The 25119-nt window shown below is 39.2% G+C and carries 25 protein-coding genes; 5 read left to right on the forward strand and 20 right to left on the reverse strand.

Going from position 1 to position 25119, the window contains the following annotated elements; all coding sequences use genetic code 11:
- Positions 1 to 16 precede the first annotated feature (16 nt).
- Positions 17 to 970 (forward strand): hypothetical protein, encoded by a 954-nt coding sequence (locus BLS24_RS02425; RefSeq protein ID WP_071177118.1) that lies wholly within the window; start codon positions 17 to 19, stop codon positions 968 to 970.
- A gap of 33 nt (positions 971 to 1003) precedes the next feature.
- Here BLS24_RS02425 and BLS24_RS02430 read toward each other — a convergent pair whose 3' ends face one another.
- From BLS24_RS02430 to BLS24_RS02510, 17 genes are all read right to left on the reverse strand, one after another.
- Entirely contained in the window at positions 1004 to 1195 is a 192-nt protein-coding gene (locus tag BLS24_RS02430; RefSeq protein WP_143015137.1) for a hypothetical protein, read from the reverse strand.
- 47 nt (positions 1196 to 1242) lie between these two features.
- The gene (locus tag BLS24_RS02435; RefSeq protein WP_176764309.1) at positions 1243 to 2163 is read right to left on the reverse strand and encodes a M56 family metallopeptidase; all 921 of its coding nucleotides are present in this window, start codon (positions 2161 to 2163) and stop codon (positions 1243 to 1245) included.
- 182 nt (positions 2164 to 2345) lie between these two features.
- A complete protein-coding gene (locus tag BLS24_RS02440; protein WP_091755835.1) occupies positions 2346 to 2762 on the reverse strand; it encodes a BlaI/MecI/CopY family transcriptional regulator in 417 nt (138 codons plus the stop codon).
- 58 nt (positions 2763 to 2820) lie between these two features.
- Positions 2821 to 3738, reverse strand: a complete 918-nt coding sequence (locus BLS24_RS02445; protein WP_091755837.1) for a hypothetical protein — start codon at positions 3736 to 3738, stop codon at positions 2821 to 2823.
- Positions 3738 to 5057 (reverse strand): ABC transporter substrate-binding protein, encoded by a 1320-nt coding sequence (locus tag BLS24_RS02450; protein WP_091755839.1) that lies wholly within the window; start codon positions 5055 to 5057, stop codon positions 3738 to 3740. The genes BLS24_RS02445 and BLS24_RS02450 overlap by 1 nt, the downstream gene beginning before the upstream one ends.
- Positions 5058 to 5120: 63 nt before the next feature.
- A complete protein-coding gene (locus BLS24_RS02455; protein ID WP_091755841.1) occupies positions 5121 to 5426 on the reverse strand; it encodes a hypothetical protein in 306 nt (101 codons plus the stop codon).
- Between the two features lie 194 nt (positions 5427 to 5620).
- Entirely contained in the window at positions 5621 to 6613 is a 993-nt protein-coding gene (locus BLS24_RS02460; RefSeq protein WP_091755842.1) for a helix-turn-helix domain-containing protein, read from the reverse strand.
- Positions 6614 to 6742: 129 nt separating this feature from the next.
- Positions 6743 to 7357, reverse strand: coding sequence for a CPBP family intramembrane glutamic endopeptidase (locus tag BLS24_RS02465; protein ID WP_091755843.1), 615 nt, complete (start codon positions 7355 to 7357; stop codon positions 6743 to 6745).
- Complete coding sequence (locus BLS24_RS02470) at positions 7354 to 7578, reverse strand: helix-turn-helix domain-containing protein (protein WP_071177543.1); 225 nt, start codon at positions 7576 to 7578, stop codon at positions 7354 to 7356. The genes BLS24_RS02465 and BLS24_RS02470 overlap by 4 nt, the downstream gene beginning before the upstream one ends.
- A 10-nt stretch (positions 7579 to 7588) precedes the next feature.
- A complete protein-coding gene (locus BLS24_RS02475; protein WP_091755844.1) occupies positions 7589 to 8140 on the reverse strand; it encodes a DUF2975 domain-containing protein in 552 nt (183 codons plus the stop codon).
- Positions 8141 to 8285: 145 nt separating this feature from the next.
- Complete coding sequence (locus BLS24_RS02480; RefSeq protein WP_091755846.1) at positions 8286 to 9011, reverse strand: hypothetical protein; 726 nt, start codon at positions 9009 to 9011, stop codon at positions 8286 to 8288.
- 78 nt (positions 9012 to 9089) lie between these two features.
- Positions 9090 to 10823 carry an ABC transporter ATP-binding protein gene (locus BLS24_RS02485; RefSeq protein ID WP_091755849.1) on the reverse strand — a complete coding sequence of 578 codons (1734 nt, stop codon included), beginning with the start codon at positions 10821 to 10823 and terminating at the stop codon, positions 9090 to 9092.
- A 17-nt stretch (positions 10824 to 10840) separates the two neighbouring features.
- Positions 10841 to 14410, reverse strand: coding sequence for a transcription-repair coupling factor (mfd, locus tag BLS24_RS02490; RefSeq protein WP_091755851.1), 3570 nt, complete (start codon positions 14408 to 14410; stop codon positions 10841 to 10843).
- Positions 14411 to 14413: 3 nt separating this feature from the next.
- The gene (pth, locus tag BLS24_RS02495; RefSeq protein ID WP_278289693.1) at positions 14414 to 15034 is read right to left on the reverse strand and encodes an aminoacyl-tRNA hydrolase; all 621 of its coding nucleotides are present in this window, start codon (positions 15032 to 15034) and stop codon (positions 14414 to 14416) included.
- 104 nt (positions 15035 to 15138) lie between these two features.
- Positions 15139 to 15426 carry a septation regulator SpoVG gene (gene spoVG, locus BLS24_RS02500; protein WP_071177131.1) on the reverse strand — a complete coding sequence of 96 codons (288 nt, stop codon included), beginning with the start codon at positions 15424 to 15426 and terminating at the stop codon, positions 15139 to 15141.
- 36 nt (positions 15427 to 15462) lie between these two features.
- Entirely contained in the window at positions 15463 to 16581 is a 1119-nt protein-coding gene (gene glgD, locus BLS24_RS02505; protein ID WP_091755853.1) for a glucose-1-phosphate adenylyltransferase subunit GlgD, read from the reverse strand.
- A complete protein-coding gene (locus BLS24_RS02510; protein WP_091755855.1) occupies positions 16578 to 17852 on the reverse strand; it encodes a glucose-1-phosphate adenylyltransferase in 1275 nt (424 codons plus the stop codon). Before BLS24_RS02510 ends, glgD begins: the two co-directional genes overlap by 4 nt.
- Before the next feature lie 259 nt (positions 17853 to 18111).
- Between BLS24_RS02510 and murC the strand changes: the two genes are divergently transcribed.
- The 4 genes from murC (at position 18112) to BLS24_RS02530 (ending at position 23312) form a co-directional block, all read left to right on the forward strand.
- Complete coding sequence (murC, locus tag BLS24_RS02515) at positions 18112 to 19506, forward strand: UDP-N-acetylmuramate--L-alanine ligase (protein ID WP_091755857.1); 1395 nt, start codon at positions 18112 to 18114, stop codon at positions 19504 to 19506.
- Positions 19507 to 19847: 341 nt separating this feature from the next.
- Entirely contained in the window at positions 19848 to 20972 is a 1125-nt protein-coding gene (locus BLS24_RS02520) for a DnaD domain protein (protein ID WP_091755861.1), read from the forward strand.
- A gap of 142 nt (positions 20973 to 21114) precedes the next feature.
- A complete protein-coding gene (locus BLS24_RS02525; RefSeq protein ID WP_091755863.1) occupies positions 21115 to 22098 on the forward strand; it encodes an ATP-binding protein in 984 nt (327 codons plus the stop codon).
- Positions 22098 to 23312 carry a ribose-phosphate pyrophosphokinase gene (locus BLS24_RS02530; RefSeq protein ID WP_071177136.1) on the forward strand — a complete coding sequence of 405 codons (1215 nt, stop codon included), beginning with the start codon at positions 22098 to 22100 and terminating at the stop codon, positions 23310 to 23312. The genes BLS24_RS02525 and BLS24_RS02530 overlap by 1 nt, the downstream gene beginning before the upstream one ends.
- A 76-nt stretch (positions 23313 to 23388) precedes the next feature.
- Here BLS24_RS02530 and BLS24_RS02535 read toward each other — a convergent pair whose 3' ends face one another.
- Genes BLS24_RS02535 through BLS24_RS02545 form a run of 3 tightly spaced genes read right to left on the reverse strand, consistent with a single transcriptional unit; the run spans position 23389 to position 25116 of the window.
- Positions 23389 to 24045 carry an HAD family hydrolase gene (locus tag BLS24_RS02535; protein ID WP_091755865.1) on the reverse strand — a complete coding sequence of 219 codons (657 nt, stop codon included), beginning with the start codon at positions 24043 to 24045 and terminating at the stop codon, positions 23389 to 23391.
- A complete protein-coding gene (locus tag BLS24_RS02540) occupies positions 24026 to 24808 on the reverse strand; it encodes a histidine phosphatase family protein (protein WP_091755868.1) in 783 nt (260 codons plus the stop codon). Before BLS24_RS02540 ends, BLS24_RS02535 begins: the two co-directional genes overlap by 20 nt.
- 14 nt (positions 24809 to 24822) lie before the next feature.
- Positions 24823 to 25116 carry a hypothetical protein gene (locus BLS24_RS02545; protein WP_071177139.1) on the reverse strand — a complete coding sequence of 98 codons (294 nt, stop codon included), beginning with the start codon at positions 25114 to 25116 and terminating at the stop codon, positions 24823 to 24825.
- Positions 25117 to 25119: the final 3 nt, after the last annotated feature.

Below are 25119 nucleotides of genomic sequence, written 5' to 3' on the forward strand. Positions count from 1 at the left end.
GTTTGGGAGGTTTCAAATGGCTTCAGTAAAGTTTCATCTGCCAGGACTTCGTTACAATTATCCGCTTAACATGTACTGGCTTAGCTTATTAAAACAGTATCCTCATTACTTCCGTGAAGGTGTTGAAATAGCATCTTTTTTTGGTTGCTTTCCTTTTTCACTTTGGAACGGCGGAAGGCTTATAGATAATGACCAGTGTGACAGAGCATTTGTGGAGAATGTAATAAAGAGCATTAACTCTCAGGGCATTCCTGTTCGTTTCACTTTCACAAATCCTCTCATTACCGAGGAAGATCTCCGTGACCCTTTCTGCAACTTCTGCTTGAAAGCCGGTGACAATGGCAAGAATGAAGTTCTGGTATTCTCACCTCTTTTGGAAGAATTCATCAGAACCAATTACCCTTCCTACAAGATTGATTCCACAACCTGCAAAGAGATCCGCGACGTGGACGCTCTTAATGAGGAACTTGAAAAAGACTATAAGTATGTAGTCCTTGACTACAACATGAACAACAAATGGGATATCATCGAAAATATCAATCATAAAGAAAAGCTTGAAGTCCTTGTAAACGCTCTTTGCGTTCCAGACTGCAAGCGCAGAGGCGATCACTACAAGAACATCGCCCTTAATCAGAAGATAATAATGGAAAACAGAACGCTTCCTCCCGAAAAGAGAAAGCATATCATTCCTTGGACTTGTGAATACGGTGACAAGAACTGCATCTACACCATCCAGGAATATTCAACTCATATTTCACCAGAGCTTATCTGGGAAAAATATGTACCGATGGGAATCAACAACTTTAAGATTGAAGGAAGAACAGCAAACCTCTTCTCCCTTATCGAGACCTACTGCCACTACATGGTAAAGCCAGAATATCAGGGAAAAGTAAGGCTGTTACTCCTCAGAAACTTAGAAGCTTCAAAGATCATTCAGGTCAATAAGCCAAGACCTGCGGCATTTCACTAGGCAGAATTTCATTCTGCCTAGTTTTTTCTTTAGTCACATATCGATCCAATGATCAGATATCCAACAATTGTTAGAACATGACCACAATCTCTTTTGTCTTTTACCATTGTGATATCTATACTTCCAAACAGTTTCTTCGCTAAGAATAATAGCTTTACCATCATGTGCGCTACTAATTCCAGCATTTGTAGCGCATGCATAACAAGTAATTGTACTGTTTTTCATGATCAAAACTGTAGCTACTAGTAATAAACTTTTAACAAATATTTTTTTCATTCTCTTATTTCCAATCTGCAATATGGTCTAGTTTTTAAATCGTCTTTAGGAACAATGCCCCAATCCTCATCATCGATAATGATTCTATATTCATCATCTTCCTTAATTAAATATGCGTTTGTTTCATCAACCGCTACTTCACCTTCTATTTCTGGCTCATAATATGGTTGGAATATTACAGCATATGACAAAAAGAACAAACATATCTCCAACGCTATTGCAACAGCTATCCTTTTTATATTCTTTTTTTCATTTATAAAAACTCTGTCAGCTCTTGAAATAAGCATCGATTTCCTTGATGCAATAGCAAAACCAGCTTCCATATATCTATAGCAATAATCTAGCTTCACTACTGTCATCTTCTTCATAGTTTCCACATAGGCTATTTTTTCAGATAACGTATAGGATTGTACTGCATTCTCGTCACATCGATATTCCATAAGAATGGAATAGTCTTTCTCAAACAACCTAAAAATAGGATTCCACCAAAAGATACAACAAAAGGCATGTAACAACACTCTATTTCTAATATCTCTATGCTTTACATGAGCAGCTTCGTGAACAAAAATATTATAAAGATCTATGTCAGAATAATCAGTTTGTGGAAGCAAAATCATATATTCTCTAATTCCAACTGTAACAACTTCATCAATCTTATCAGTCACAAATACACAATTTGCATTTAATCCTGCCTTCGTGGCAATATAAGCCTGTCTTTCAGGAAGTCTACTAGCACATTCCTTTATAATCTTTGTCTTTTGAACATCTTTTTTTATAGAACAATTCCATATAAAAAGAGACACTATAGCCCCAATAATCCACGTTAAAACAAGTACTTTTTCTATTGATAGGTCATACAGTAAAGTAATCATTAATAAATCATGAACTGCATTAAGAAGCTTAGTTGACCTGATCACATAAAAAGCATCCGAGTCTACAGGAAAAATCACTCTGATAAAAATCAGCAATAACAGAGTAATATACGGAGTTATAGCATCTTTAATTGTCTTTTTTCTATTACATATTCCAAAATGAAATAATAATAAAAGAACACTTCCTAAAATAATTGCGTAAAATAAAGACCAACGACTTACTTGTATCATTTATCTTTAAGTTCCTTTTTCTTGTCCGAAATCATCCTGTCTAGTTCTTTAATATCTCTTGCATCAACATCTCCTTCACCGAGAAGATGAGATACTAATTGAGGTACTTCAATCTTACCTTCAAAAGAATTGAGCTGGCCTATCATAAAATCTGTATAACTAATCACCGGCGAAAATGTTCTAGCTATTGTCTTTCCGCTATGAACATATCCATCTTCTTTTAGAAGGCCCTTAGTTATCAAACTGTTTATTATCGAAAAACCTGATCGGTCCTTCCAGCATCTGTCAGGGCTAGCCAAAATTAAATCATTTAATGACATTGACCGATCTTCCTGCCAGAACGCATGCATTATCTCCATCTCACTTTGTGTAAGGTACATCTTTTTCTCCTTAACTACAACAACTCTTAACATTATTAATAATACACCTCATTTCTATGCAGTCAACATTTTTTGATACATTCTCACGCAATCAACTGTTCATAGTCAAAAAATGAAACTCGTATTCATCATCTTGCTCTACCATTACACAAATCTTTTTCTCTCCAAAACCGATACCATCTGTATTATTCCACTCATTCTCAATCTGTTTGATCTTGTTCAAACTTTTTTTATATTCAAAAACTCCTTCATCCTTGTTATATATGTATACGTGATCACCTAGAATTTTACAAACTCCATATTTGCAATTACTTTTAGGTAGCTTTACTGAGTTCTGTGGTTCTCCTTCAATAGATAGCTCTTGATAATAGCTTCTGTTTGCTCCGTAATATGTAACAATAACTCTATCTCCATAAACATCTACCGATGATACTCTTCCTTCTGTCGGAATGGTACTTACACTTTTATCAGCCATGTTTACAATAGTAGCCTCTCCGCCGCAATTCATAGCATACACAAGTGAGTCATGTGTCAGGAAACTACTCGGTATATTAGTGCTAGAAAGCAAAAAACTCCCATCATAGCGCCTTACTATATTGCCATTACAATCAATTACGTCTATCCTAGCAGCTTCGTCAGTTATTGTGCTTATTAACTGATTATCCACGAATTCAGTCTCAGCACTATATACTAATAAACTGCACTGTCCATTATCATCGACTGCCATTCGAATAATTCTTTCATTATTCCCACATGAATATGGCAATTTCCTGAATACTTTTTTATCAACATAATACAAATAAAACTCTTCACCTTTGCTACAGCAAAGATATGACTCTTCGCCATTAGATGCGAAAGCAGATTTTTCAGTCCCATCTTTCTTGTATGCAAAGCTTTCTTCAACAAAAACGCTACAATCATCACACAAAAAATTTAATCCTAATAATGCAATAAAAAAAAATAATACTATAATTCCTACTGTAATACCGATCTGCTGTCTTTTATTCATTATTTTCCCTTTTCGCTGATATAAATCCACACCCTATTTTCAATATTATCTATACATTCATCTAAAGACTTTTGTCCCGCAAAATATCCATCAATTTCTTCAAAAACTATTTCATTGATTTTTTCATTGTTAGTAGAAGACACTTTTGCGTTTTCTAACAACCTGACAAAATCATCTCGCTGCTTCTCAGTTATTGAATATATAGGCAGACGCTCATATTCGTAACTAGTACAATATGTTTCTTTTACAACATCTTTACCATTCTCCATTTCAACTTTCATGGCTCTATCTAATTGCGAATTAATGACATCTCTATTTACCGATAAAGACGCACGATCATTTAGTTTTTCCTGAAAGTCTGGAAGTAATAACTGCTTAATAAACTCCCAAGAACGCTCCTTATTCTTACTAGCCATACTTATGGCCATAACATCTGAATCAGGTGTAATTAGTGTCCCACATCCTGTTTTGCTTGGATATCCTGCATATACTACATCACTCGTTTGCATTTCACCTTCTGCAATAGCAGTATCAAACACACCACTAATATATAATTGCTGAACTACACAGTCCTGTAATTCATACGAGCTCATATTTTGGTTATACTCATAGTCAAAAGTGTTTGCAAACTCCACCATATTCCTAAAGTCTTCACTATCAAAATAATTCTCACCTTGTTCCCAATCAATAAAATCATCTAATGAATCATAGAGAATATTTGCTAATATGTCTGCTTTTGTGTTATACCCCATCGGATACTTTTTCCCAAGTCTATCAAAAGTATCAACCATCGTTTCAAAATCCCAATTCTCTACATTGCCTATTTCAGATTCTCTTCCTACGTACGTACTAAGACTATAAGATAATGGGATTGCATATAATTTCTCATCTATAGCAAAAGAATCTAATATATTAGTATATAAAGATTCTTTTAACTCAGTATCCGCTTCTATATAAGGATATAAATCTTCTGTATACTGACCTATAATGTCTGATTTGTTATATTCATATTGATAATCAATAATATCCGGACCTTCTCCCGATACAATTTCTCGCTCAATCAAATTTACTCCGTCTTCAAAAAGCGTTTCTGATCTATAATAGTTTTTTATTACTATTTCGCAGTCTTCATGTTTTTGGTTAAAAAGAGCTACTTGATCCTCCAATAATGTATCTTTTCTTACCATATCTTCATTAGCATATACCATCGCCAAAACAATCTGCGTTTTCCCTGTGCTACCCACATTGTTTTTTGAACACCCAGTTATAGCCCCCAAAAATGTAATAATACCTAGAATGATGCAAATACTTTTCTTCATATTTCTTCAAGATAAGCAAAAGGGAGTGAAATACTCCCTTTTGCTATAGCCTCCAAAGTGTAATTAATAATCCACATAATTATGATCCACATAACCATACTGTGATTTATTCTTTCTTTTCATATAATTGTACTCCGTATCAGTACCAAATTTCTCTGGATAGAAAACTATCTTTTCATCTTTCGCCATTTTTGCTATAGTTCTTGCCCCAGACCAACCTTCAGCTTTTAAATCACATGCAGCTAAAAGTTTAGTATCTACCGTTGTTGCCGCATACACACTAGTTACTGAAGTCAAAGCAATAACCCCTATTGCAATGGCTCCCATTGTAATCTTTGCCCTTCCCAAGATACTTTGTGACATTTTCATATTCTTTTACCTCCATAAAAAAGAATTATTATAAACATAAAATAGCATATTTTTATTTTCGAGTCAATATGATTTGATTGTCTAATATATTATTGACACCACCAATATTGATTGCTTGATAACTCACCTTTTTCATACAATAAAAAAAGAACCGTCTGCCTCAACAAACGGTTCTTTGCAAAATTCATCTATAATCAATCCTTCATTGTAGCTCGCACGATACCGGCAACAGCCCCGAAAAAGACTGCCATAACAGGCCAGATGATCCATGTATATTCCCACATTCCTGTAATAAAGCTAGCTCCAAGGTATGCTGCAACAACTACAGGCCAATAGATAGCCCCAATCTTACCGATTCTCTTAGAAGCTTTCTTGCCTGCAAGTGTATAATCACCGCTCTGAAGAAGCTTGTCACATGCTGTAGAATACTCACTACCGTTTATGATAAGGTTTACGCCAGTAGAAACCAAGATCAAAAGAACTCCAACCATAAATACTACAAGTGACTCATTTCCGCATTTCTCTGAGAAAAGAGCTGAGATGATAAGTGGAACACTACAAAGAATGCAGCACATAACACCAAAGCCAACCATCATGGTACGTCTACTCTCAAATTCAGCCTTTCTCTCCTTGGCCATACCATCAACGCCGTAAGCTGTATCAATCTTAACTGTCTCAAGAAATTCAAATGGCTTGCGCTCCTGATTGATCATGATAAACATGAATACAGCACTTGCTACCATCACAAGAAGTACAACTATACCAATAGCAACAGCAAGGTTTTCACCTATGTAACCCATCTCAGAAAATCCTAAAAGGAACATGAGAAGTGCTGGTGAAGCGATGCAAAGAGAAACACCAAATGCCACCTTAGGAGCAGTTCTCTTAACAACCTCTAAAAACTTTGTAGCTTCTTCTAATGAAACTTTTCTTGTATCTTCTTTATAAGAAGCAACGTCTTCCTTATATTCAGATGTATCAACAACCTCGATCTCATCCTTTAATAAGTAATCAGTGCTTACACCAAAAAGATCTGCCATCTTGATTATCTTATTAAGATCTGGTGTTGACTGTGCACTTTCCCACTTTGAAACTGACTGTCTTGAAACATCAAGCTGATCAGCAAGTTCCTCCTGGGACCATCCAAGTTTCTTTCTCTCATTGATAATTTTGTCTGCTAATATCATTTTTATTTTCCTCCGTATCTGAAATTTGTTTTTTGATGTATTCAGATTACGAAAAATATCAGTTGCTATCTATAAAGTCAGCTTTGAAATTTGTCAACTAGCGGTTGCAAATGCGCTATTTTAGGGCGCTTATAGGGATAATTTACCAATTCCCTCTATCAAATTTATAATTCCGTGGATAAACCATCCAGGTAATATTGATCCATTAGCTTTTTTCTCATTCACACATGCAAGCAATAATGAAACTACTATTGGATAAACCAATAATGCTACAAAAGATATTATACCAAGAGTTCTGCCTGTGGCATATACCAAGGCTACATGCATAGCCCCAAAGATAACAGCTGTAATCATTGAGCCCACATAATATCCTAGCTTTGCACTTAATCTTTTCAACAAAAATCCTCTAAAGAAAATCTCTTCAGAAAGTGCTGTCTGAATAAAAGCGTATACAATTACGCTACCTATAGCAGAAATACCCATTCCCGAAAAAGTACTGTCAGCTGTCTCAAATCCTCTCAGGCATAATTTTTCAATGATTCCTAGTCCTTCGCAGACTAAAAGGACTCCTATCATTGCTATAAATATCGATTTCACCTTGCTCTTATCTGGCTTCTTTATTCCTACGAAAGAAAAGAAGCTTTCTTTTTTTCTATGGAATATAAGCCACCAGATAAAAGGCACAAGTGAAAATAATACTACCTGAATGACAGCACTTAAAAGTGTACTAATAAACAAATTCATTCCTGTGCCTCGCCATTAGGGTCATACTTTAAGATATCTCCAGGTTCACATTCAAGGGCATCACAGATTCCTGCAAGTGTGCCAAAGCGAACTGCATTAACTTTATTATTCTTGATCTTGGATAAATTTACGTTAGATATTCCGACCTTATCAGCAAGCTCATTCAAAGACATGTGACGTCTAGCCATCATAACGTCAAGCTCTAATACTATTCTTCCCATAAGCGCCTCCTTACAGTAATCCATCTACTTCATTCTGAAGTTCTGCGCCATAAGCAAAATACTGAGCAAGGCAAAGAGCCACTAATCCAAATACCACCTCTGATAATGATATTGAGATGTTAAGATTGTTTATTCCTACGGTTACAGCAAAAACTGCATACATAACAATTTTGCTCACAGGAATAGCCAGCGCATAATAACCGATATTCTTGATTCTCTTGACATTGGCCACTGAAAAAGGAGAATCTCCATTAGCCTTCTGGAAAATCTTGTATATATTTCTGAAAATCAGTGCTGAGAGTGCACAAAAGAATACGAAAGGAATAAGAGCCAAAATTCCTGAGCCATTCATAAGGGAATTGATAAATGCCTCTGAATCTACTCCTGTAACAGATATGCTCTGTGAATCAAATGTCCCGCTTTTGTAAGCTTCTGCGATCATATCCTTTGTCGCAAAAAGAATTATCATAGAAGAAATAATACATACTGCACCGATCCAACTGAGTACCTCAATGATTTTTGCCAAAACTGCTGTTATGTTTCTTAACTTTGAATTTTTCATGTTGTCACCTCACATAATTTGTATGATTAATAATGAATCAGTTTAAAACGTTAACGTTTATCGTTAAATTATTTATATCATACGATTATGTGGGTGTCAACATATTTTTATCGAAAAACATTAAAAAATTATTTTTATAGATAAATTACCAGTCTGAACCCCAGTCTGTTGAGCCTGAATCCCAGCTATCTGAGCTCCATCCACTATCATAACTGTCATAGCTACTATAGCTGCTATAACCTGAATCATAATGATCATAGCTACTATATCCGCCGCCACCACCAAATCCAAAGAGCATTGATAAGATCAGGATTATGATACTGATAACGACGCCAAGTCCGCCACCGCCCTGTGAATTTGAATGTCCTCTATGGCTGCCATATTCATCATAGCCATGATAGCTATCATTTCCAGCATTATTGAAATATTCCTTTGCGTCATCCACAAAAGAATTGATCGGGTAATCTGAAGCGTGGAAATTCTTCATATATTCATAGCTGTCAGCATGATCATCTAATGTGCAATATGTACCAGAGCTTCTGCCCTCGTACTTATTTCTCTCACGTTCTGCCATCTCTGCAGCATAGTGAAGTTTCTGATTGTCGATTTCTTTCTGAAGCCTGTCATAGAGCTCAACTACAGCAAACTCTTCATCAGTTCCTCTGTAACGAACATTTCTGGTTCCGTCGTCTTTGTTCTTGTAAACAACGAACTCTCCAGTTTCCTCATCTTTATAGATACCAAAAGCTCTGGCTCCCTGATAATTAAAGCCAATAAAGAATCTAGTCTTACTGGATGTGAAACCGTTTCGTTCACAATAATCTTTTAGTTCTTCAATGGTTTTTGGGATTCCACCGTCTTTGTAATCCATATTTCTTACCTTCCTTTAGAAGTATTTGTATATTTAATATACAAATTAAAATTCAAAACTGTTGCACCCTATAGTTTATCAGACTGCTCCAAGCTGCATTCGATAGTACTTCTCGTAGAGTCCGCCTTTTTTGATTAGTTCCTTGTGATTGCCTCTCTCCTTGATACCATCCTCATCCAAAACAATGATCTCATCTGCTCCTAGAATTGTAGACAGTCTGTGGGCAATAGTAATAGTAGTTCTACCAACAGAGAGCTTATCAAGACTCTCCTGAATATATCTCTCACTCTCATTATCAAGAGCACTTGTAGCTTCATCAAGGATCAGTATTGGTGGATTCTTAAGGAATACTCTTGCAATAGCAATTCTCTGCTTCTGTCCGCCAGAAAGCCTAGCTCCACGCTCACCAACCTGAGTATCAAAGCCATTTGGAAGGCTCTCAATAAATTCAAGAAGATCTGCGTTTTTTGCAGCTTCTACAATCTCTTCCATGGTGGCATCAAGCTTACCGTAAGCAATATTCTCTTTTACCGTTCCATTAAAAAGATATACATCCTGCTGAACTATACCAATAAAGGATCTAAGAGATTTCTGAGTAACATCTCTGATATCTGTTCCGTCAATCTTAACGCTTCCTGCGGTAACATCATAAAATCTAGGAAGTAGTGAGCAAAGTGTAGTCTTGCCACCGCCAGATGGTCCAACGATCGCCACGGACTTTCCAGCTTCTACATGAAGGTCAATATCTTTTAATACTGCCTCTTCATCACCATAGGCAAAAGATACGCCTTCATAATCTATAACACCCTTAACATCCTTAAGTTCTCCTGCACCCTCTTTATCTACGATCTCAGGCATTGTATCAATTACTTCAACAAATCTTTCAAAGCCTGCGAGACCTTTTTGGAGCTGTTCTGTAAACTCAACCAGCACGTTTACAGGGTTAATGAAGATATTGATGTAAAGAGCATAGATTGCAAGGTCTTCTCCAGTTAGCTGTCCCTTTGCAATGAAGAATCCGCCTGCCACAAGGACTGTCACAAACATAAGCCCCTCAAAGAAGTTATTTCCTGAGTGAAAGAAAGCCATTCTCCTATAGTTGGCCTGCTTGGAATCAAGAAAGGCCAGGTTTGACTTATCAAACTTCTCAGCCTCGATGTCTTCTCCAGTAAAAGACTTAACGACACGGATTCCACCAAGTGTATCCTGTAAAGATGAGTTGATTCCGGCAATCTTGCGCCTATTATCAGCAAATGTAGCTCTCATCTTTTTATTCTGAGTAATAGCAAATATAGCCATTAATATAACTACAGTCACAAGGCACAGCGTCATAGGCACATTTATTCGCATAAGAAGGATAAAAGATCCTACGATCTTAACTACAGAAATGAATATATTCTCAGGACCATGATGTGCAAGCTCAGATATATCAAAAAGATCTGACACAAGCTTACTCATCATCTCGCCTGTATTGTGGGTATCATAATAAGAAAAAGAAAATGCTTCATACCTGTCAAAAAGCTCTTTTCTCATCTGGGATTCCATCCTGGCTCCCATCATATGTCCCTGGTAAGTTACATAGTATCTGCAAAGATATCTCACCACGTACATAACAAGAAGCGCAACAGCGATAAAGCCAAGTCTTCCAAGAATAACCTTGGGTTCCTCTAGAAAAAGAGTACTCCTAAGAATTCTCAAAAACTGAGGAAATGTCAGGTCTATGATTGAAAGCACTGACGCGCAAAATAGGTCAAATAAAAACACTCCAATATATGGTTTGTAGTAAGGAATAAATTTCTTTATCAGCTTCATCTAGTAGTCTCCTCCCATTACTCCTTAACAAGCGTAGTCATCTTCTCAACTACAGCCTCAACTTCCTCCAAGAGCTGTTTCTCAGCCTTGTTCGGATTACTTTCTTTCTTGTACTTGTAGACAAATACTGGCACTGTGGTACTGTGGAATGCCATGTTTCCTTTGTAGCTTGATATAAATCCAGGAATCTTGCCAGCATCGATCTTGGCACTTGGACTAACCTTTATCTCAATTGTTCCATCGCCGCCCTTAATCTCTAATACATAGAGGCCATGTGCCTTGGAGCGTAAAAGAGATATTCTAAGAAGGTTGTCTGCTGACTCAGGAACTTCACCAAATCTATCGATAAGCTCATCCTTCATATCATCGCATTCCTGCTTGTTCTCAAGGCTTGCGATTCTCTTATATATTTCAAGCTTCTGCTCTTCGTTCATGATGTAGGTATCAGGAATGAAGGCACTTACATCAAGGTCAATATTTGTGTTGATCTCAGCAAGAGTATAATCTCCATCTGGAATCTCATTCTTCTTGATCCTAACAGCTTCGCCTAGCATCTTGCAGTAAAGGTCATAACCTACAGCCTGCATATGTCCAGACTGCTTTCTTCCAAGGAGACTTCCTGCGCCTCTGATCTCAAGATCTCGCATGGCAATCTTGAAGCCAGAACCAAGGTCTGTAAACTCTCTGATGGCAGAAAGACGCTTTTCTGCTACTTCTTTGAGCATCTTATCTCTCTTGTACATAAGGAAAGCATAAGCAGTTCTATTAGATCTACCTACGCGGCCTCTGAGCTGATAGAGCTGTGAAAGTCCCATCTTGTCTGAATCATGAATGATCATGGTGTTAACGTTTGGAATATCAAGACCTGTCTCGATGATGGTGGTAGAAACAAGCACATCAATAGTTCCATCAATGAAGTCATACATGATCCTCTCAAGCTCAGACTCTTTCATCTGGCCATGGGCAAAGGCAACGTTAGCCTCCGGAACCAGTTTCTGGATCTGTGCAGCCACATCCGCTATGGTGTTGACTCTGTTATATACGTAATAAACCTGACCGTTTCTTGAAAGTTCTCTTACGATAGCTTCGCGGACAAGCTCGTCATTGTACTCCATAACATAGGTCTGAATAGGCATTCTGTCATTAGGAGCCTCCTCCAGAACGCTCATCTCACGGATTCCCACAAGGGACATATGAAGAGTTCTAGGAATAGGTGTAGCAGAAAGAGTCAGAACATCGATGTTCTCTTTTAATACCTTTAGCTTTTCCTTGTGGGTTACGCCAAATCTCTGCTCCTCATCTACTATTAGAAGGCCAAGGTCCTTGTACTGAACATCCTTAGAAAGAAGTCTGTGGGTTCCAATAACAATATCCACAAGGCCTTTCTTTAAATCTGCTATAGTTCTCTTTTGCTCTGCTGCTGTCCTAAATCTAGACATCAAGTCAACACGTACAGGGAAATCCCTCATACGCTCTGAGAATGTATTGTAGTGCTGCTGAGCAAGGATAGTGGTTGGAACCAGCACTGCAACCTGCTTGCCATCCTGAACTGCCTTGAAGGCTGCACGAATAGCAATCTCTGTTTTACCAAATCCTACGTCGCCGCAGACAAGTCTGTCCATGGACTTAGAGGATTCCATATCTCTTTTGGTATCTTCGATGGCAGTGAGCTGGTCCTCTGTCTCCTGATATGGGAAGGCATCCTCAAACTCCTGCTGCCATACATTATCTTTACTGAACTGATACCCTTGCGCCTGCTGCCTCTTGGCATAGAGCTCCACAAGGTCCTGAGCAACCTCTTCTACTGCTGCCTTGACCTTGCTCTTGGTGTGACTCCAATCGCCGCTTCCAAGTTTATTGAGCTTTGGCTTGTGGGTCCTTTCGTTGTCATCTCCGCCAGAAGCGTATTTCTGGATAACTCCAAGGCCTGTAGCGAGAATATAGAGATTGCCGCCATCACCGTACTCTACCTTGATATAATCCTTAACCACGTGATCAGTCTCGATCTTCTCGATACCTCTATAGATTCCAAGACCGTGGTCTTCGTGAACTACATAGTCACCAATCTTAAGATCTGCAAAATTAGATATCTTCTCGCCCTGATAAGCGCTCTTTTTCTTTTTGCGCTTCTTTACATGCTCTGTGAAAATATCTGACTCAGCAATTACAGCAAACTTGATATCAGGATACTCAAAGCCCTTAAGGATCCTGCCGTAGTAGGTCATGATCTCACCAGGCTTTAACACTCTTCCTGGGTCTTCACTATAAAATGCTGTAACAAGATTATCTCTAAGGTCCTCAACAATTCTCTTTGCTCTTGTTCTAGAGCCAGAGAGGATCAGTACTCTGTAGCCCTGTTTAACATAATTCTTTAAGTCTTTTACCAGTGCATCAAAGCTGTTGTTGTAAGGAGCAACGCTTCTTGTCTTGATGTCCCAGCTCTTTTCTGGTGAAAAGATATTCTGGCTCTTGGGAAGCTGAAGCGTAGACAGGATAACTCGTCTGCCATTTTCCATTCTGGCTACGCAGTTATCTGTACTATATAAAAGTCCCATCTGGCCTGGAAGAACATAGCCCTTCTCTGCTCTATGGGTCATACTCTCTCTAAACTCAGCCTCAACTGCCATGGCGTGCTCAGCTACTCGGCCAGGCTCGTCAATAAAGATGCAGCTCTTTCCCTTAGGGAACATCTCCTGCATTGTTACTGTATCTTCATAGAAGTATCTGATATAGCTCTCTAAGTTAACTGTGGTCTTAAGTTCAAAGAGCTGCTCTCTAAGCTCCTCTGTCTGAGTCTTTAGCTGATGAGCTTCTTTGGTCTTGAACTCAGAGCGGAGAGTCTCAACGCATCTATCAGTCTCTTCCTGGATCCTCTCCATACCTTCTTCAAGTCTCTTTTCATCGAGAATGATCTCAGATGCTGGATAGATCTCAATGGATTCAAGCTTTTCAAGAGATCTCTGAGAAAGGATATCAAAGCTACGAATTGACTGTATCTCATCTCCCCAAAGCTCGATTCTATAAGGATTCTCCTCAGTGAGGTCAAAGACATCCACAATATCTCCGCGGACAGAAAATTCACCAGGTCCTTCAACCTGATAATTCTTGGTATAGCCCATGGTTATGAGCTTTTTGGAAATCTCTAACTCATCGATAGGCTTGTGTTTGTCGATAGAAAGAATATTCTCTTTTATGATCTCTGGGCGGATCTGTGGTGCCATAAGGGCAGAAAAGGTCGTAACGACAGTAACAGGTCTGCCTTCGATAAGTCTTCTCATGCACCTGATACGCTGTCTTACGATCTCATTACTGTGAACATCAGCCTGATAGAAAATAAGGTCTTTGGCTGGGTAGACTGTTACATTTCTGTCGTAGAACTTGTAATCTTCGTAGATCTCTTTTGCTCTGAGATCAGAATATGTAACGATGATCCTATACTTAAAGTCTGCGCCTAGACTATCGATGAAGTGGAGCTTTTGAGAATCAACGCATCCAGTAACTTCGGCGCAGGCAAAAGGTTTTTCAAGATATTTATTTATCTCTTCAAATTCTTTTAATTCATGTAAAGGAGTAGTGATAGCTCTCATTAATTATTTACCGTTAAAATCATTCATGGCGCTGTCTACACCGGTTGAGATGATCTCCTCAACAGCGTTTACAGCTTTGTTAATGCCTTCTTTGATAGAGACTGCGTCTTCTCCCTGGAAGTGTCCAAGTACCCAGTCCACCATATCGTATTCCTTTGGTCTCTTGCCAACGCCAACTCTCACGCGGTTAAACTCGCTGTGACCAAGCTGTGCGATAATGCTCTTAAGGCCGTTGTGACCGCCGGCGCTTCCCTTTGGTCTGACTCTTATCTTGCCTACATCAAGATCCACATCATCAGATATGACGATGAGCTCTTCCTTGGAATCAACCTTGAAGTAGTCGCAGATTGGTCTGATGGCCTCTCCGCTAAGGTTCATATATGTAAGTGGCTTAACAAGGATAACCCTTTCGTTTCCTATTCTGCCCTTACCAAAGGCTGCCTTAAACTTAGTTTCTGTAAGTTCGATATTATATTTATCTGAAAGGGCATCTATTGTAGCAAAGCCCACGTTATGTCTTGTTTCAAAATATTTTTTCTCAGGATTTCCAAGTCCCGCTATTACATACATCTTTCCTGTTTCCTCTTCTCTTTTGCCAAAAAGCTTTGTAAATATTCCCCACATAACTCCTCCAAAAATCTGGACATAGAAATAAAATGGAGCCTAGAAAGTTAAATTCTAAGCCCCATTAATTTAACATTATTTTACCTTGGCAACAAGCTAAATTATTAAACTTCTGCCTCTCCTTCAGCAGGCTCTTCTAAAGCTGCTTTGTCATAAGCCTCAAGAATTGTATCCTGAAGGACTTTACGAGTGTCAGAATTGATAGGATGAGCGATATCTCTGTACTCGCCATCTGATGACTTCTTGCTAGGCATTGCGATAAACAAGCCTCTCTCACCCTCAATTACCTTGATATCATGAACTACAAATTCATTATCAAATGTAACTGATACAACTGCTCTCATCTTACCCTGCTTAGTTACTTTGCGTACTCTTACGTCTGTTATCTTCATTTTTTAACCCCCTCTTTGGTTAATTAGACTTGGTTGTTAGATTACGTATCTTTCATTGTTCTCTACTACGATCTTTATGCCGTTTTCTTCTTTGTAGTAGGAGTTAGCCTGAATGGTTCCATGGCTTTCAACAATGCAATTTTCTATATGAGAATTGTCTCCGATGTATACATCATTCAGGATGATCGAATTTTTGATGTAACAGTTATTCCCAACAAAAGCCCCCTTAAATATGACGGAATCTTCTATTGCACCATTTATTATGCATCCACTGGAGATCAAACTATTTTTGATATTCACACCTACGTTATACTTGGCTGGTGGAAGATCAACTACCTTGGTGTATATACCAGGATACTCGCGGAAGAAATACTGTCTTACTTCTGGCTTGAGGAAATCCATGTTAGTTCTAAAGTAATCCTCAACAGAAGCAATGTTGTTCCAATATTCCTTGATCTTGTATCCGTATATTCTCTTCATATCCTTGTATCTAACAAGAATATCCCTAACGAAGTCGTATCTTTCTTCCTCTTCAGCTCTTTCAATAAGTTCGATCAGCTGTCTACGTCTGATGACATATATACCACAGGAGATTGTATTTGACCTTGATACCACAGGTTTTTCTTCGAATTCCTCAATCCTGCTCTCTTCGTTCATCCTGATAGTACCAAATCTCTCGGTATCTATACTTGCCGGCATGTCCTTGCAAACAACTGTGATGTCAGCTTGCTTCTGAATATGATATTCAAGAAGTTTGCCGTAATCCATCTTGTATACACAGTCACCGGAAGTAATGATGACATACGGTTCATGGCAGCTACGAAGGAAATCAAGGTTCTGCGCAATGGCATCTGCTGTTCCTCTGTACCACAGATTGCCAGAAGCCTTAACAGCTGGGGTAAAGACATATAGACCACCCTGCTTACGACCGAAGTCCCACCACTTGGAAGAACTAAGGTGTGAATTAAGACTACCTGCATTGTACTGGGTAAACACTGCAACCGTCTGTATGTGTGAGTTAGTCATGTTACTAAGTGCAAAATCGATACTTCTGTAAAAACCAGCCACAGGCATAGCGCAGACCGCTCTTTTCTTGGAGAGCTCATGCATCCTGCTGCTACTTCCACCTGCTAAGATAATTCCAATCGCTCTCATGTCTCATCACCTGCCTTCTCTAATGTCCTACCGCTATCGAGAACTCCATTTGGATAATCTTTCGCAGTGGTGCTACCTGAGATCATGGTATTCTTTCCAATCTGTACGTTGTCAGGAATAACTGACTTCTCGCCGACAGTGCAGAGACCTTCGCAATAAATGCTCGGCTTAGTCTCATTTTCTTTTTCCTCGAAGGCTCCGATCTGAACACCGTTTCCAATCTTAACCTTCTCGGCAATGATACCTTTTTCTATGTTACAGCCTTCACCAATCTCCGTCTCATTCATGATAATGGAGTGGCTGACTACTGTATCTTTTCCTATCTTAACGCCGGGACCTATGACTGAGTTATATACCTTACCGTATATCTCACATCCCTCGCCTACGATACTCCTCTCAATTGTGCTTTCTGGTCCAAGGTACTGCGGAGGCTGAACATCGCTTGATGTAAAGATCTTCCAATACTCCTCATAGAGGTTAAACTCTGGAACTATGTCAATGAGCTCCATGTTGGCCTGCCAATAAGAAGTAAGTGTTCCTACATCCTTCCAGTATCCATCGAATTCATAAGCATAAAGAGATTTACCTTGTTCCTTACAATAAGGAATGATATGTTTACCAAAATCAAGACCAGCCTGATCTTTATTCTGGATAAGCGCCTGCTTCAAAACTTCCCATGAGAAAATGTATATACCCATAGAAGCAAGATTGCTGCGTGGATGCTCTGGCTTTTCCTCAAAGTCTACGATCTTCTTGTCGTCGTCAGTGATCATGATACCGAATCTGCTGGCCTCTTCCATAGGAACAGGCATAACAGCGATAGTAGCATCAGCATGACTTGCCTTGTGAAAATCGAGCATAGTTTCATAATCCATCTTATATATATGATCACCGGAAAGGATCAGAACATAATCTGGATTATAATTTTCCATATATTCTAAGTTCTGGTAAATTGCATTAGCAGTACCGGTATACCATTCACTGTTTGAACTTTTTTCATATGGAGGAAGTACTGTTACTCCACCAAAGTTTCGGTCCAAATCCCATGGAATACCAATGCCAATGTGAGAATTGAGTCGGAGCGGACGATACTGTGTAAGAACACCAACAGTGTCTACTCCAGAATTGATGCAATTGCTAAGCGGGAAATCTATGATTCTATACTTTCCCCCAAATGAAACTGCGGGCTTTGCCATTTTAGCTGTCAAAACTCCCAGTCTGCTGCCCTGGCCCCCTGCCAGCAGCATGGCGATCATCTCTTTCTTTATCATGTTCCACCTCGTTGCATTTTACGCCATTATAGTCTAGTAACTTTGATACACCATACATGCTTTTACATGTCACAGAAAATCGCTTCTTTCTTATATTAAAGTATAACATAAAGAATTCATTAAAAAAACACAATTTAGATATTTATGTCTACACAATATCATAAACTATTTTACAAAGGGCTTTTTTGACATTGATGGAAATAGTGTTAGAATATAATGCGTTATACTTTACAATGATACTAATGAATCGAGGATTGTTATGTACACAATTGATTTTGATAAACCGGTCCATGTCTACTTCATGGGAATCGGCGGAATTTCCATGAGCGGACTTGCAAGCATATTAATAGAAAGAAACTTCAAAGTTTCAGGTTCAGATTCCAAAAAATCTGCAATGACTGAAAACCTTGAGAACCAGGGTGTTACTATTCTCTATGGTCAGAAGGCAGAAAATATCGAAAAGATGCAGCCTATAGACGTTGTTGTTTATACTGCAGCTGTTCATCCTGATAACCCAGAATTTGTTGCTGCCAAGAATGCAGGTATTCCAATGCTCACAAGAGCAGAACTTCTTGGACAGATCATGAAACAGTACGGTCTTCCAATCGCCATCAGCGGAACACACGGTAAGACTACTACAACTTCAATGCTTTCAAAGATTCTTTTGGAGGCAGATACAGATCCTACTCTTTCAATCGGTGGAGTGTTCAAGGATATCGGAGGCAACATCAGAGTTGGTAAGTCAGAGTACTTTGTAACAGAGGCTTGTGAGTATACCAACAGCTTCCTTAGCTTTTTCCCTAAGATCAGTGTTATTTCTAATATAGATGCTGATCACCTTGATTTCTTCAAAGACCTTGATGACATCAGACATTCATTCAGGAAATTTGCAGAGCTTCTTCCAGCAGACGGAAGCCTTATCATTAACGGCGACATAGACAATCTTTCATATATTACTGATGGACTTAAGTGCAGCATCATCACTTATGGTTCTACATCTGATTGCGATTTCTATCCAACAGATATTACTTATGATGATCACGGCAATCCAGCCTTCAAGGCTCATCTCAAAGATGGCAGTGTACTTGATATAAGGCTTGCTGTTCCAGGTATCCACAACGTATATAATGCCCTGGCAGCAATTGCTGTTTCTACTATATTAGATATAGAAAAAGAGCATGTGGTTACAGCTCTTAGTCTCTTTGGCGGAACAAGCAGACGTTTCGAGTACAAGGGTGAGATTCACGGCGTAACTATCATCGATGATTATGCTCATCACCCAACAGAGATAAAGGCTACTCTTACAGCAGCTCAGAATTATCCACACGGCAAGATCTGGTGCGTATTCCAACCACATACTTACACCAGAACCAAAGCTCTTATGAATGAGTTTGCAGAAGCTCTTTCACTTGCAGATCACGTTATCCTTGCTGATATCTACGCCGCAAGAGAGACTGACAACCTTGGAATCAGCTCACGTACTCTTAGAGACAAGATCATTGAACTTGGACATGAGTGTAATTATTTTCCAACTTATGAAAACTTTGCTGAAATTGAAAAATTCCTTTTGCAAAATTGCACTAAAGGAGATTTGTTGATAACCATGGGTGCCGGAGATGTTGTTAAAATCGGTAATGAACTCTTAGGTCAGTAACACTTATCCACATATCCACTTTTTGAAATGGATTTATGTAAATCAATCTTGGTGGATAACAGCCAAAAAATTGTCACTTATTTTTGAAATCATAAGTGCCGATGGTTTGGCTGTTTTTTTATTTGTTATATCGATTAATCCACATTATCCACATTGTCCACAATGTTTCACAAAACGTGAAACACCGCACCAGTGCTGGACTTCTTCGTTACTTTTACCCATATCTTTTACAATTTTTGTGTGGTAAGATTTGAATTGTTCTGAGGAACATAAAAAGAAGTGACCGATGATGGTACTCAAAAATGTTCTCGGATAATTTGTAAAGCAGGTGATAAAAGTATATGATGGGGCGAGTAACTATTAGTCATAATTTGGGGGAGGATTCTACCAATGTTTCCAATATCTTTATTGATGAATACATGCAGGACGCCAATGATGCGCAGATCAAGATTTACTTATTTTTACTGCGTATGATGAGCGCCAATCTGCCAACCAGCGTTTCAGCATTGGCAGATAAATTTAATCATACTGAGAAGGACGTAATTCGCGCCCTTAAGTACTGGGAAAAGAAAGAGCTTATCAGTCTTGAGTATGACGTTTCCGGTAACCTCACTGGAATCCATATGGAAGACATTGTGGCTCCACAGAACCTTGGACGTAGAAAGAGCGACACTGTTCTTAGAACTGTTTCTTCTCATAGAGAGAGCAGCTTTGAGGATCACAAGGAAGAGCTTCCTGAAGTTGTCGCACCTAGCAAGCCAAAGTATTCTGCAGCTCAGCTTCGTGCTTTCAAGCAGACAGAAGGTGCAAACATAGCGTTCCTTGCTGAGCAGTATTTTGGAAGGCCTCTTGCTTCTACTGAGATGCTTACTTTGTACTACATCCATGATGAGCTCAAGTTCTCAGATGATCTTTTGGACTATCTGATGCAGTATTGCGTCGATAATCATAAAACTGATTTCAGGTATGTTGAGAAGGTAGCATTATCCTGGAGTCAGGAAGGCATCAAAACGCCAAAACAGGCACGCGCGGAAATCTACAAACATGATCCTGAAGTCATCAGTATCATGAAAGCCTTGGGAATGGACAACAGTCCTACTGAGAAGGAGGGGAACTTCATCAGCTCGTGGCGAGGGGAGTTGGGATTTTCGATGGATATCATTGCAGAAGCCTGCGACCGCACTGTTATGGCAACCCAGAAGAATCGCTTGAAATATTGTGATAGCATTCTTCGCAGCTGGCATGAGAAAAAGGTTGAAACTAGGGAGGATATTGCCAGATTAGATGCTGATTTCACCGCTGATCTCAAGAAAAAGAGATCAATGGCTTCTGTATCATCCATCAATAGTAAACTCCGCTCTGACGAATCATATATTCGCCAAAGCGGCAACCAGAACCGTTTCAATCAGTTCCAGCAGAATACATATAATTTTGCTGAACTAGAAGAAAAGCTTCTGGACAACTAACTCTTATAGGATTGGGGAATCTTGTAAGAGCCACATAAAAGTTAAGCCCTGTACTTTTGGTTTGGCGGCGGCATTTGCCTTCCCCAAAGCACGTACAGGGCATACTTTTGTGATTTACACATTAGCATTTAAGGAGATCACTATGCCATTAACAAATGCACAATATGATCAGATAATGCATGAATATGAAGAAAGACGCGCCTTGCACAGACAGGAACTTGAAGAGAGACAGTGCTATGTCTATGAGAATGTTCCTGGCTACAAAGATCTTGAAGATCAGACAGCTACAGCAAGCGTAACTTTCGGTAAAAGACTTCTTTCAGGAGAGCGCCTTGATAGATCAGCCCTTAGACAGGAACTGGCTGAACTCGCAAGGCAAAAACTCCTTCTTTTAACTGAAGCCGGCTTCTCTTCTGATTATCTTGATATGGGTTATACCTGTCAGGACTGCAAGGATACCGGTTATATAGGTAATGAGAAATGTCATTGTTTCAAACAAAAGATCATTGAAACTCTCTATGATAAATCAAATCTTAAGATGCTTACCAAAACTGCTAACTTTAAGCTCATGTCTGATAAATATTATCAGGGCGAAGACTTAAAGAGATTTCATGGTGCAGTTAATGCTGCTGAAGATTTTATTAATAATTTTAACTCTGACTACCAAAATCTATTCATTTATGGTACAGTTGGTACTGGCAAATCTTTCCTGTCAACTTGTATTGCAAATGAACTCCTTAAAAAGGGACATTCTGTAATATATTTCAGTTCCACAGGATTATTTGAACTACTGGCCGAGAACTCTTTCGACTATCGTAACAAGCAAGAACTCAGGAGCATTTATGATGACCTTTATGGATGCGAGCTTCTCATTATCGATGACCTTGGTACTGAGCGCACCAATTCCTTTGTTGCTTCCGAGCTTTTCTCTTGCCTGAATGAAAGGGATATCCGAAAGAAAGCCACTATAATTACCACTAATCTTTCTCTTGAAGAATTGCAAATGACTTATTCAGACAGAATCTTTTCAAGAGTCACAAGTAATTACAAGCTCTTGAAATTATCTGGTCAGGATATTCGTAAAATAAAGAAGATTGCAAGAAAAGAAAGCGAGGATTTTCAGTAATGCCAAAAAGAGAAGAGAAACGTAATCTGGAGACAATTCCTGTTGGTTCCTTAGGAATTATCCCACTTAAGGGTGTAAAGTCTCTAGCAGAGAAAGTCGATTACTATCTCGTTAAATGGAGAGCAGAAAGAGAAAATGAGCACAAAGGAAGCTTAGCTTTTACAGGTTATGAGCGTCCTTCATATATCTTAGATGCAGATGTTCCAAGATTTGGAACTGGTGAAGCTAAGGGTGTTATCAAGACTTCTGTTCGTGGCGATGACTTATATCTTTTAGTTGATGTTTGTAACTATTCACAGACCTATTCTCTATTTGGACAGGAAAATCATATGTCTCCTGATGATCACTATCAGGATCTCAAAAGAATTATTGCTGCCGTAGGTGGTAAGGCCAGAAGAATCACAGTTATCATGCCTTTCCTCTATGAGTCAAGACAGCACAAGAGAAGCTCAAGAGAATCTCTTGACTGCGCTATCGCTCTTCAGGAGCTCGTGAATATGGGTGTTGATAATATCATCACTTTCGATGCTCACGATCCTAGAGTACAGAATGCTATTCCACTTAACGGTTTTGAAACCGTTCGTACAACATATCAGTTCATCAAGGCTCTTCTTAGAAATGTTTGGGATCTCAAGATCGATTCAGATCACATGATGGTCATCTCTCCAGATGAAGGTGGAATGGGCCGTGCAATCTACCTTGCCAGCGTACTTGGTCTCGATGTAGGAATGTTCTACAAGAGACGTGACTACACACAGGTAGTTGATGGACGTAATCCTATCGTTTCACATGAGTTCCTTGGAACAAGTGTTGAAGGCAAGTCAGTTATCATCGTTGACGATATGATCTCATCTGGCGAGAGCATGATCGACGTAGCTAGAGCTCTTAAGGAGCGTAAGGCTGCCAGAATCTATGCATTCTCAACATTTGGCTTATTCACAAGCGGACTTGAGATCTTTGATAAAGCTTACGAAGAAGGAATCATTGACAGAGTCCTTACTACAAACCTTGTATATCAGACTCCTGAGCTTCTTTCTCGTGAATGGTATATCAGCTGCGATATGAGTAAGTACATTGCTTACCTTATCGATACTCTTAACCACGATGCATCAATCAGCGATCTTCTTAATCCTGTTGAGCGTATCAACAACATTATTGAGCGTTACAACAGCGGTGAGCTCAAGGCATCTCTCGAAGCAGAAAAAAAGCTTTGATTCACTAAACTTAATGGCATTATTTAAGCCGAGATTCAGATTTGAATCTCGGCTTTTTATTATGTTATCCACAAGATCATTCAAATAATGTTTTGATTTCCACAAGAGAATCCAGTTTTTTGAACAGTTTTCCTGATAACTCTTCGTCTGGCTGTGTAAGGTCCGGAACCATAATGACATTACATCCAGCATCATAAGCGCTTGTAACACCATTTGGTGAATCCTCAACTGCAAAGGTCTCACTAGGATCAAGCCCTAGCTCCTTGCAGGCGAATGCATAGATGTCTGGCGCAGGCTTTCCTTTTTCCACCATGTTGGCACAGATGATCTTGTCAAAGTATCCAAAGAGATCGATCTTTTTTAGATACCTCTCTGCCCTTGGATATTCATTGGCTGTAACAAGAGCTGTGAAAATGCCATTTTTACGAAGCCAGGTAAGTATCTCCTTGGCTCCAGGCTTAAGGGGTATTCCATGCTCTCTTACAAGTTCTTCCACAAGTCCTCTTCTATACTCGCGGACCTCAAAGTAGTCAAGATCTTCTCCAAACCACTCCTTGAACTGAATAGGAGCATAGGGCCTTCCAAGAGATCTGAGACTAAGAGTCATCTCTTTTGTCATCTCATGTCCAAAGTGAGCCATGGCCTTAGGCCAAGCCTGCTGATAGTACTTCTCAGTATCTGTCAGGGTACCATCCATATCAAAAAGAACTGCCTTAATGTCTTTCCCAATCATTTTCATACCTCTCGCAGAACCTGGCAGAAAAAGAAGGCTCCTCATTGCCAATGTTTAAATGAGTAACATCTCCGCATCTAAGTGTTCTAAAGCTTACAATGCCCTTCTGACGCTCTTCTGTAGCAACCATAGTAACTGACGTAGGAGCTGTGGCCATTGACTGGAACATTACAAATGGTGATATATTCCACAAATGTGACAGCAGGACTGATGTTATTCCATAGTGGCAAAAGAAGGCAATCGTTTTGTCATTACCATTTTCTGTTTTGTAGATAAGTCCGTCTCTTGCATATCCATACTCAGCAAGTAGCTTATCAAAAGACTCTACGACATAGTCATACTTTGAGACTGCATCAGATGCTTTAGCAATCTCAGATTCTCTCCAAGCTACTCTATCTAATAATTCTGGGTGCTCATTATAATAGGCAGGAAGTAGATCCCAAACTATTCGCTTTTCGTACTTGCCAGTCTCTTTATTAAGAACAAGCTCATTCTCATAAGCCATTCTTGCTGTCTCACTTAAGTTTGGATCAAACTGCGCAGGAAATTCCATGAGCCAGTCATAGGTCTTTCCACTTTTGCCAAGCTTATCCATACTGAATTTAGCTGTTGCCTGGGCCCTTCCAAGAGGAGAGAGATAGATATCATCTATCTTGTATCTCTCTATATCCTCTGATAAAAGAGTCGCTTCTACCTTACCTTTATCTGTGAGATTGTCATGTACGTAATCAGGATCTCCATGTCTAATAAAAATAAGTTTCATTTCAAACTTCTCCCTTAGCCCTGAAGTCCTGCTGACTGACGGATCATGTCCTCTACTACAATGTCATAGATCTCGCCTACTGTATTGCAATACTCAAGCACCTTCCATGGCTCGTTTGTATGGAAGTGGATCTTAACAAGATCCTCATCACCTGCTGCAATAAGTGAATTGCCCTCAAAATGAGCTGTGATATAATCTGCTATCTCATCTTCATCAAGATCCTTATCTCTTCTGTCAATGAGAAGCTGTGTGTCATATCTGTAGGCAAACTGATCGTCTTCTGCATCAATGCTGTGTATTGGTTCCATCTT

Origin of the sequence: Butyrivibrio sp. INlla18 (assembly GCF_900103635.1) — a bacterium.
GTDB lineage: Bacteria > Bacillota > Clostridia > Lachnospirales > Lachnospiraceae > Butyrivibrio.

Bases quoted from the DNA above. Each gene is read 5' to 3' on its own strand.
- BLS24_RS02425 (WP_071177118.1), top strand. From the start codon at position 17: ATGGCTTCAGTAAAGTTTCATCTGCCAGGACTTCGTTACAATTATCCG.
- BLS24_RS02430 (WP_143015137.1), bottom strand. From the start codon at position 1,195: ATGAAAAACAGTACAATTACTTGTTATGCATGCGCTACAAATGCTGGA.
- BLS24_RS02440 (WP_091755835.1), bottom strand. From the start codon at position 2,762: ATGTTAAGAGTTGTTGTAGTTAAGGAGAAAAAGATGTACCTTACACAA.
- BLS24_RS02445 (WP_091755837.1), bottom strand. From the start codon at position 3,738: ATGAATAAAAGACAGCAGATCGGTATTACAGTAGGAATTATAGTATTA.
- BLS24_RS02450 (WP_091755839.1), bottom strand. From the start codon at position 5,057: ATGAAGAAAAGTATTTGCATCATTCTAGGTATTATTACATTTTTGGGG.
- BLS24_RS02455 (WP_091755841.1), bottom strand. From the start codon at position 5,426: ATGAAAATGTCACAAAGTATCTTGGGAAGGGCAAAGATTACAATGGGA.
- BLS24_RS02460 (WP_091755842.1), bottom strand. From the start codon at position 6,613: ATGATATTAGCAGACAAAATTATCAATGAGAGAAAGAAACTTGGATGG.
- BLS24_RS02465 (WP_091755843.1), bottom strand. From the start codon at position 7,357: ATGAATTTGTTTATTAGTACACTTTTAAGTGCTGTCATTCAGGTAGTA.
- BLS24_RS02470 (WP_071177543.1), bottom strand. From the start codon at position 7,578: ATGGGAAGAATAGTATTAGAGCTTGACGTTATGATGGCTAGACGTCAC.
- BLS24_RS02475 (WP_091755844.1), bottom strand. From the start codon at position 8,140: ATGAAAAATTCAAAGTTAAGAAACATAACAGCAGTTTTGGCAAAAATC.
- BLS24_RS02480 (WP_091755846.1), bottom strand. From the start codon at position 9,011: ATGGATTACAAAGACGGTGGAATCCCAAAAACCATTGAAGAACTAAAA.
- BLS24_RS02485 (WP_091755849.1), bottom strand. From the start codon at position 10,823: ATGAAGCTGATAAAGAAATTTATTCCTTACTACAAACCATATATTGGA.
- mfd (WP_091755851.1), bottom strand. From the start codon at position 14,410: ATGAGAGCTATCACTACTCCTTTACATGAATTAAAAGAATTTGAAGAG.
- pth (WP_278289693.1), bottom strand. From the start codon at position 15,034: ATGTGGGGAATATTTACAAAGCTTTTTGGCAAAAGAGAAGAGGAAACA.
- spoVG (WP_071177131.1), bottom strand. From the start codon at position 15,426: ATGAAGATAACAGACGTAAGAGTACGCAAAGTAACTAAGCAGGGTAAG.
- glgD (WP_091755853.1), bottom strand. From the start codon at position 16,581: ATGAGAGCGATTGGAATTATCTTAGCAGGTGGAAGTAGCAGCAGGATG.
- BLS24_RS02510 (WP_091755855.1), bottom strand. From the start codon at position 17,852: ATGATAAAGAAAGAGATGATCGCCATGCTGCTGGCAGGGGGCCAGGGC.
- murC (WP_091755857.1), top strand. From the start codon at position 18,112: ATGTACACAATTGATTTTGATAAACCGGTCCATGTCTACTTCATGGGA.
- BLS24_RS02520 (WP_091755861.1), top strand. From the start codon at position 19,848: ATGATGGGGCGAGTAACTATTAGTCATAATTTGGGGGAGGATTCTACC.
- BLS24_RS02525 (WP_091755863.1), top strand. From the start codon at position 21,115: ATGCCATTAACAAATGCACAATATGATCAGATAATGCATGAATATGAA.
- BLS24_RS02530 (WP_071177136.1), top strand. From the start codon at position 22,098: ATGCCAAAAAGAGAAGAGAAACGTAATCTGGAGACAATTCCTGTTGGT.
- BLS24_RS02535 (WP_091755865.1), bottom strand. From the start codon at position 24,045: ATGATTGGGAAAGACATTAAGGCAGTTCTTTTTGATATGGATGGTACC.
- BLS24_RS02540 (WP_091755868.1), bottom strand. From the start codon at position 24,808: ATGAAACTTATTTTTATTAGACATGGAGATCCTGATTACGTACATGAC.
- BLS24_RS02545 (WP_071177139.1), bottom strand. From the start codon at position 25,116: ATGGAACCAATACACAGCATTGATGCAGAAGACGATCAGTTTGCCTAC.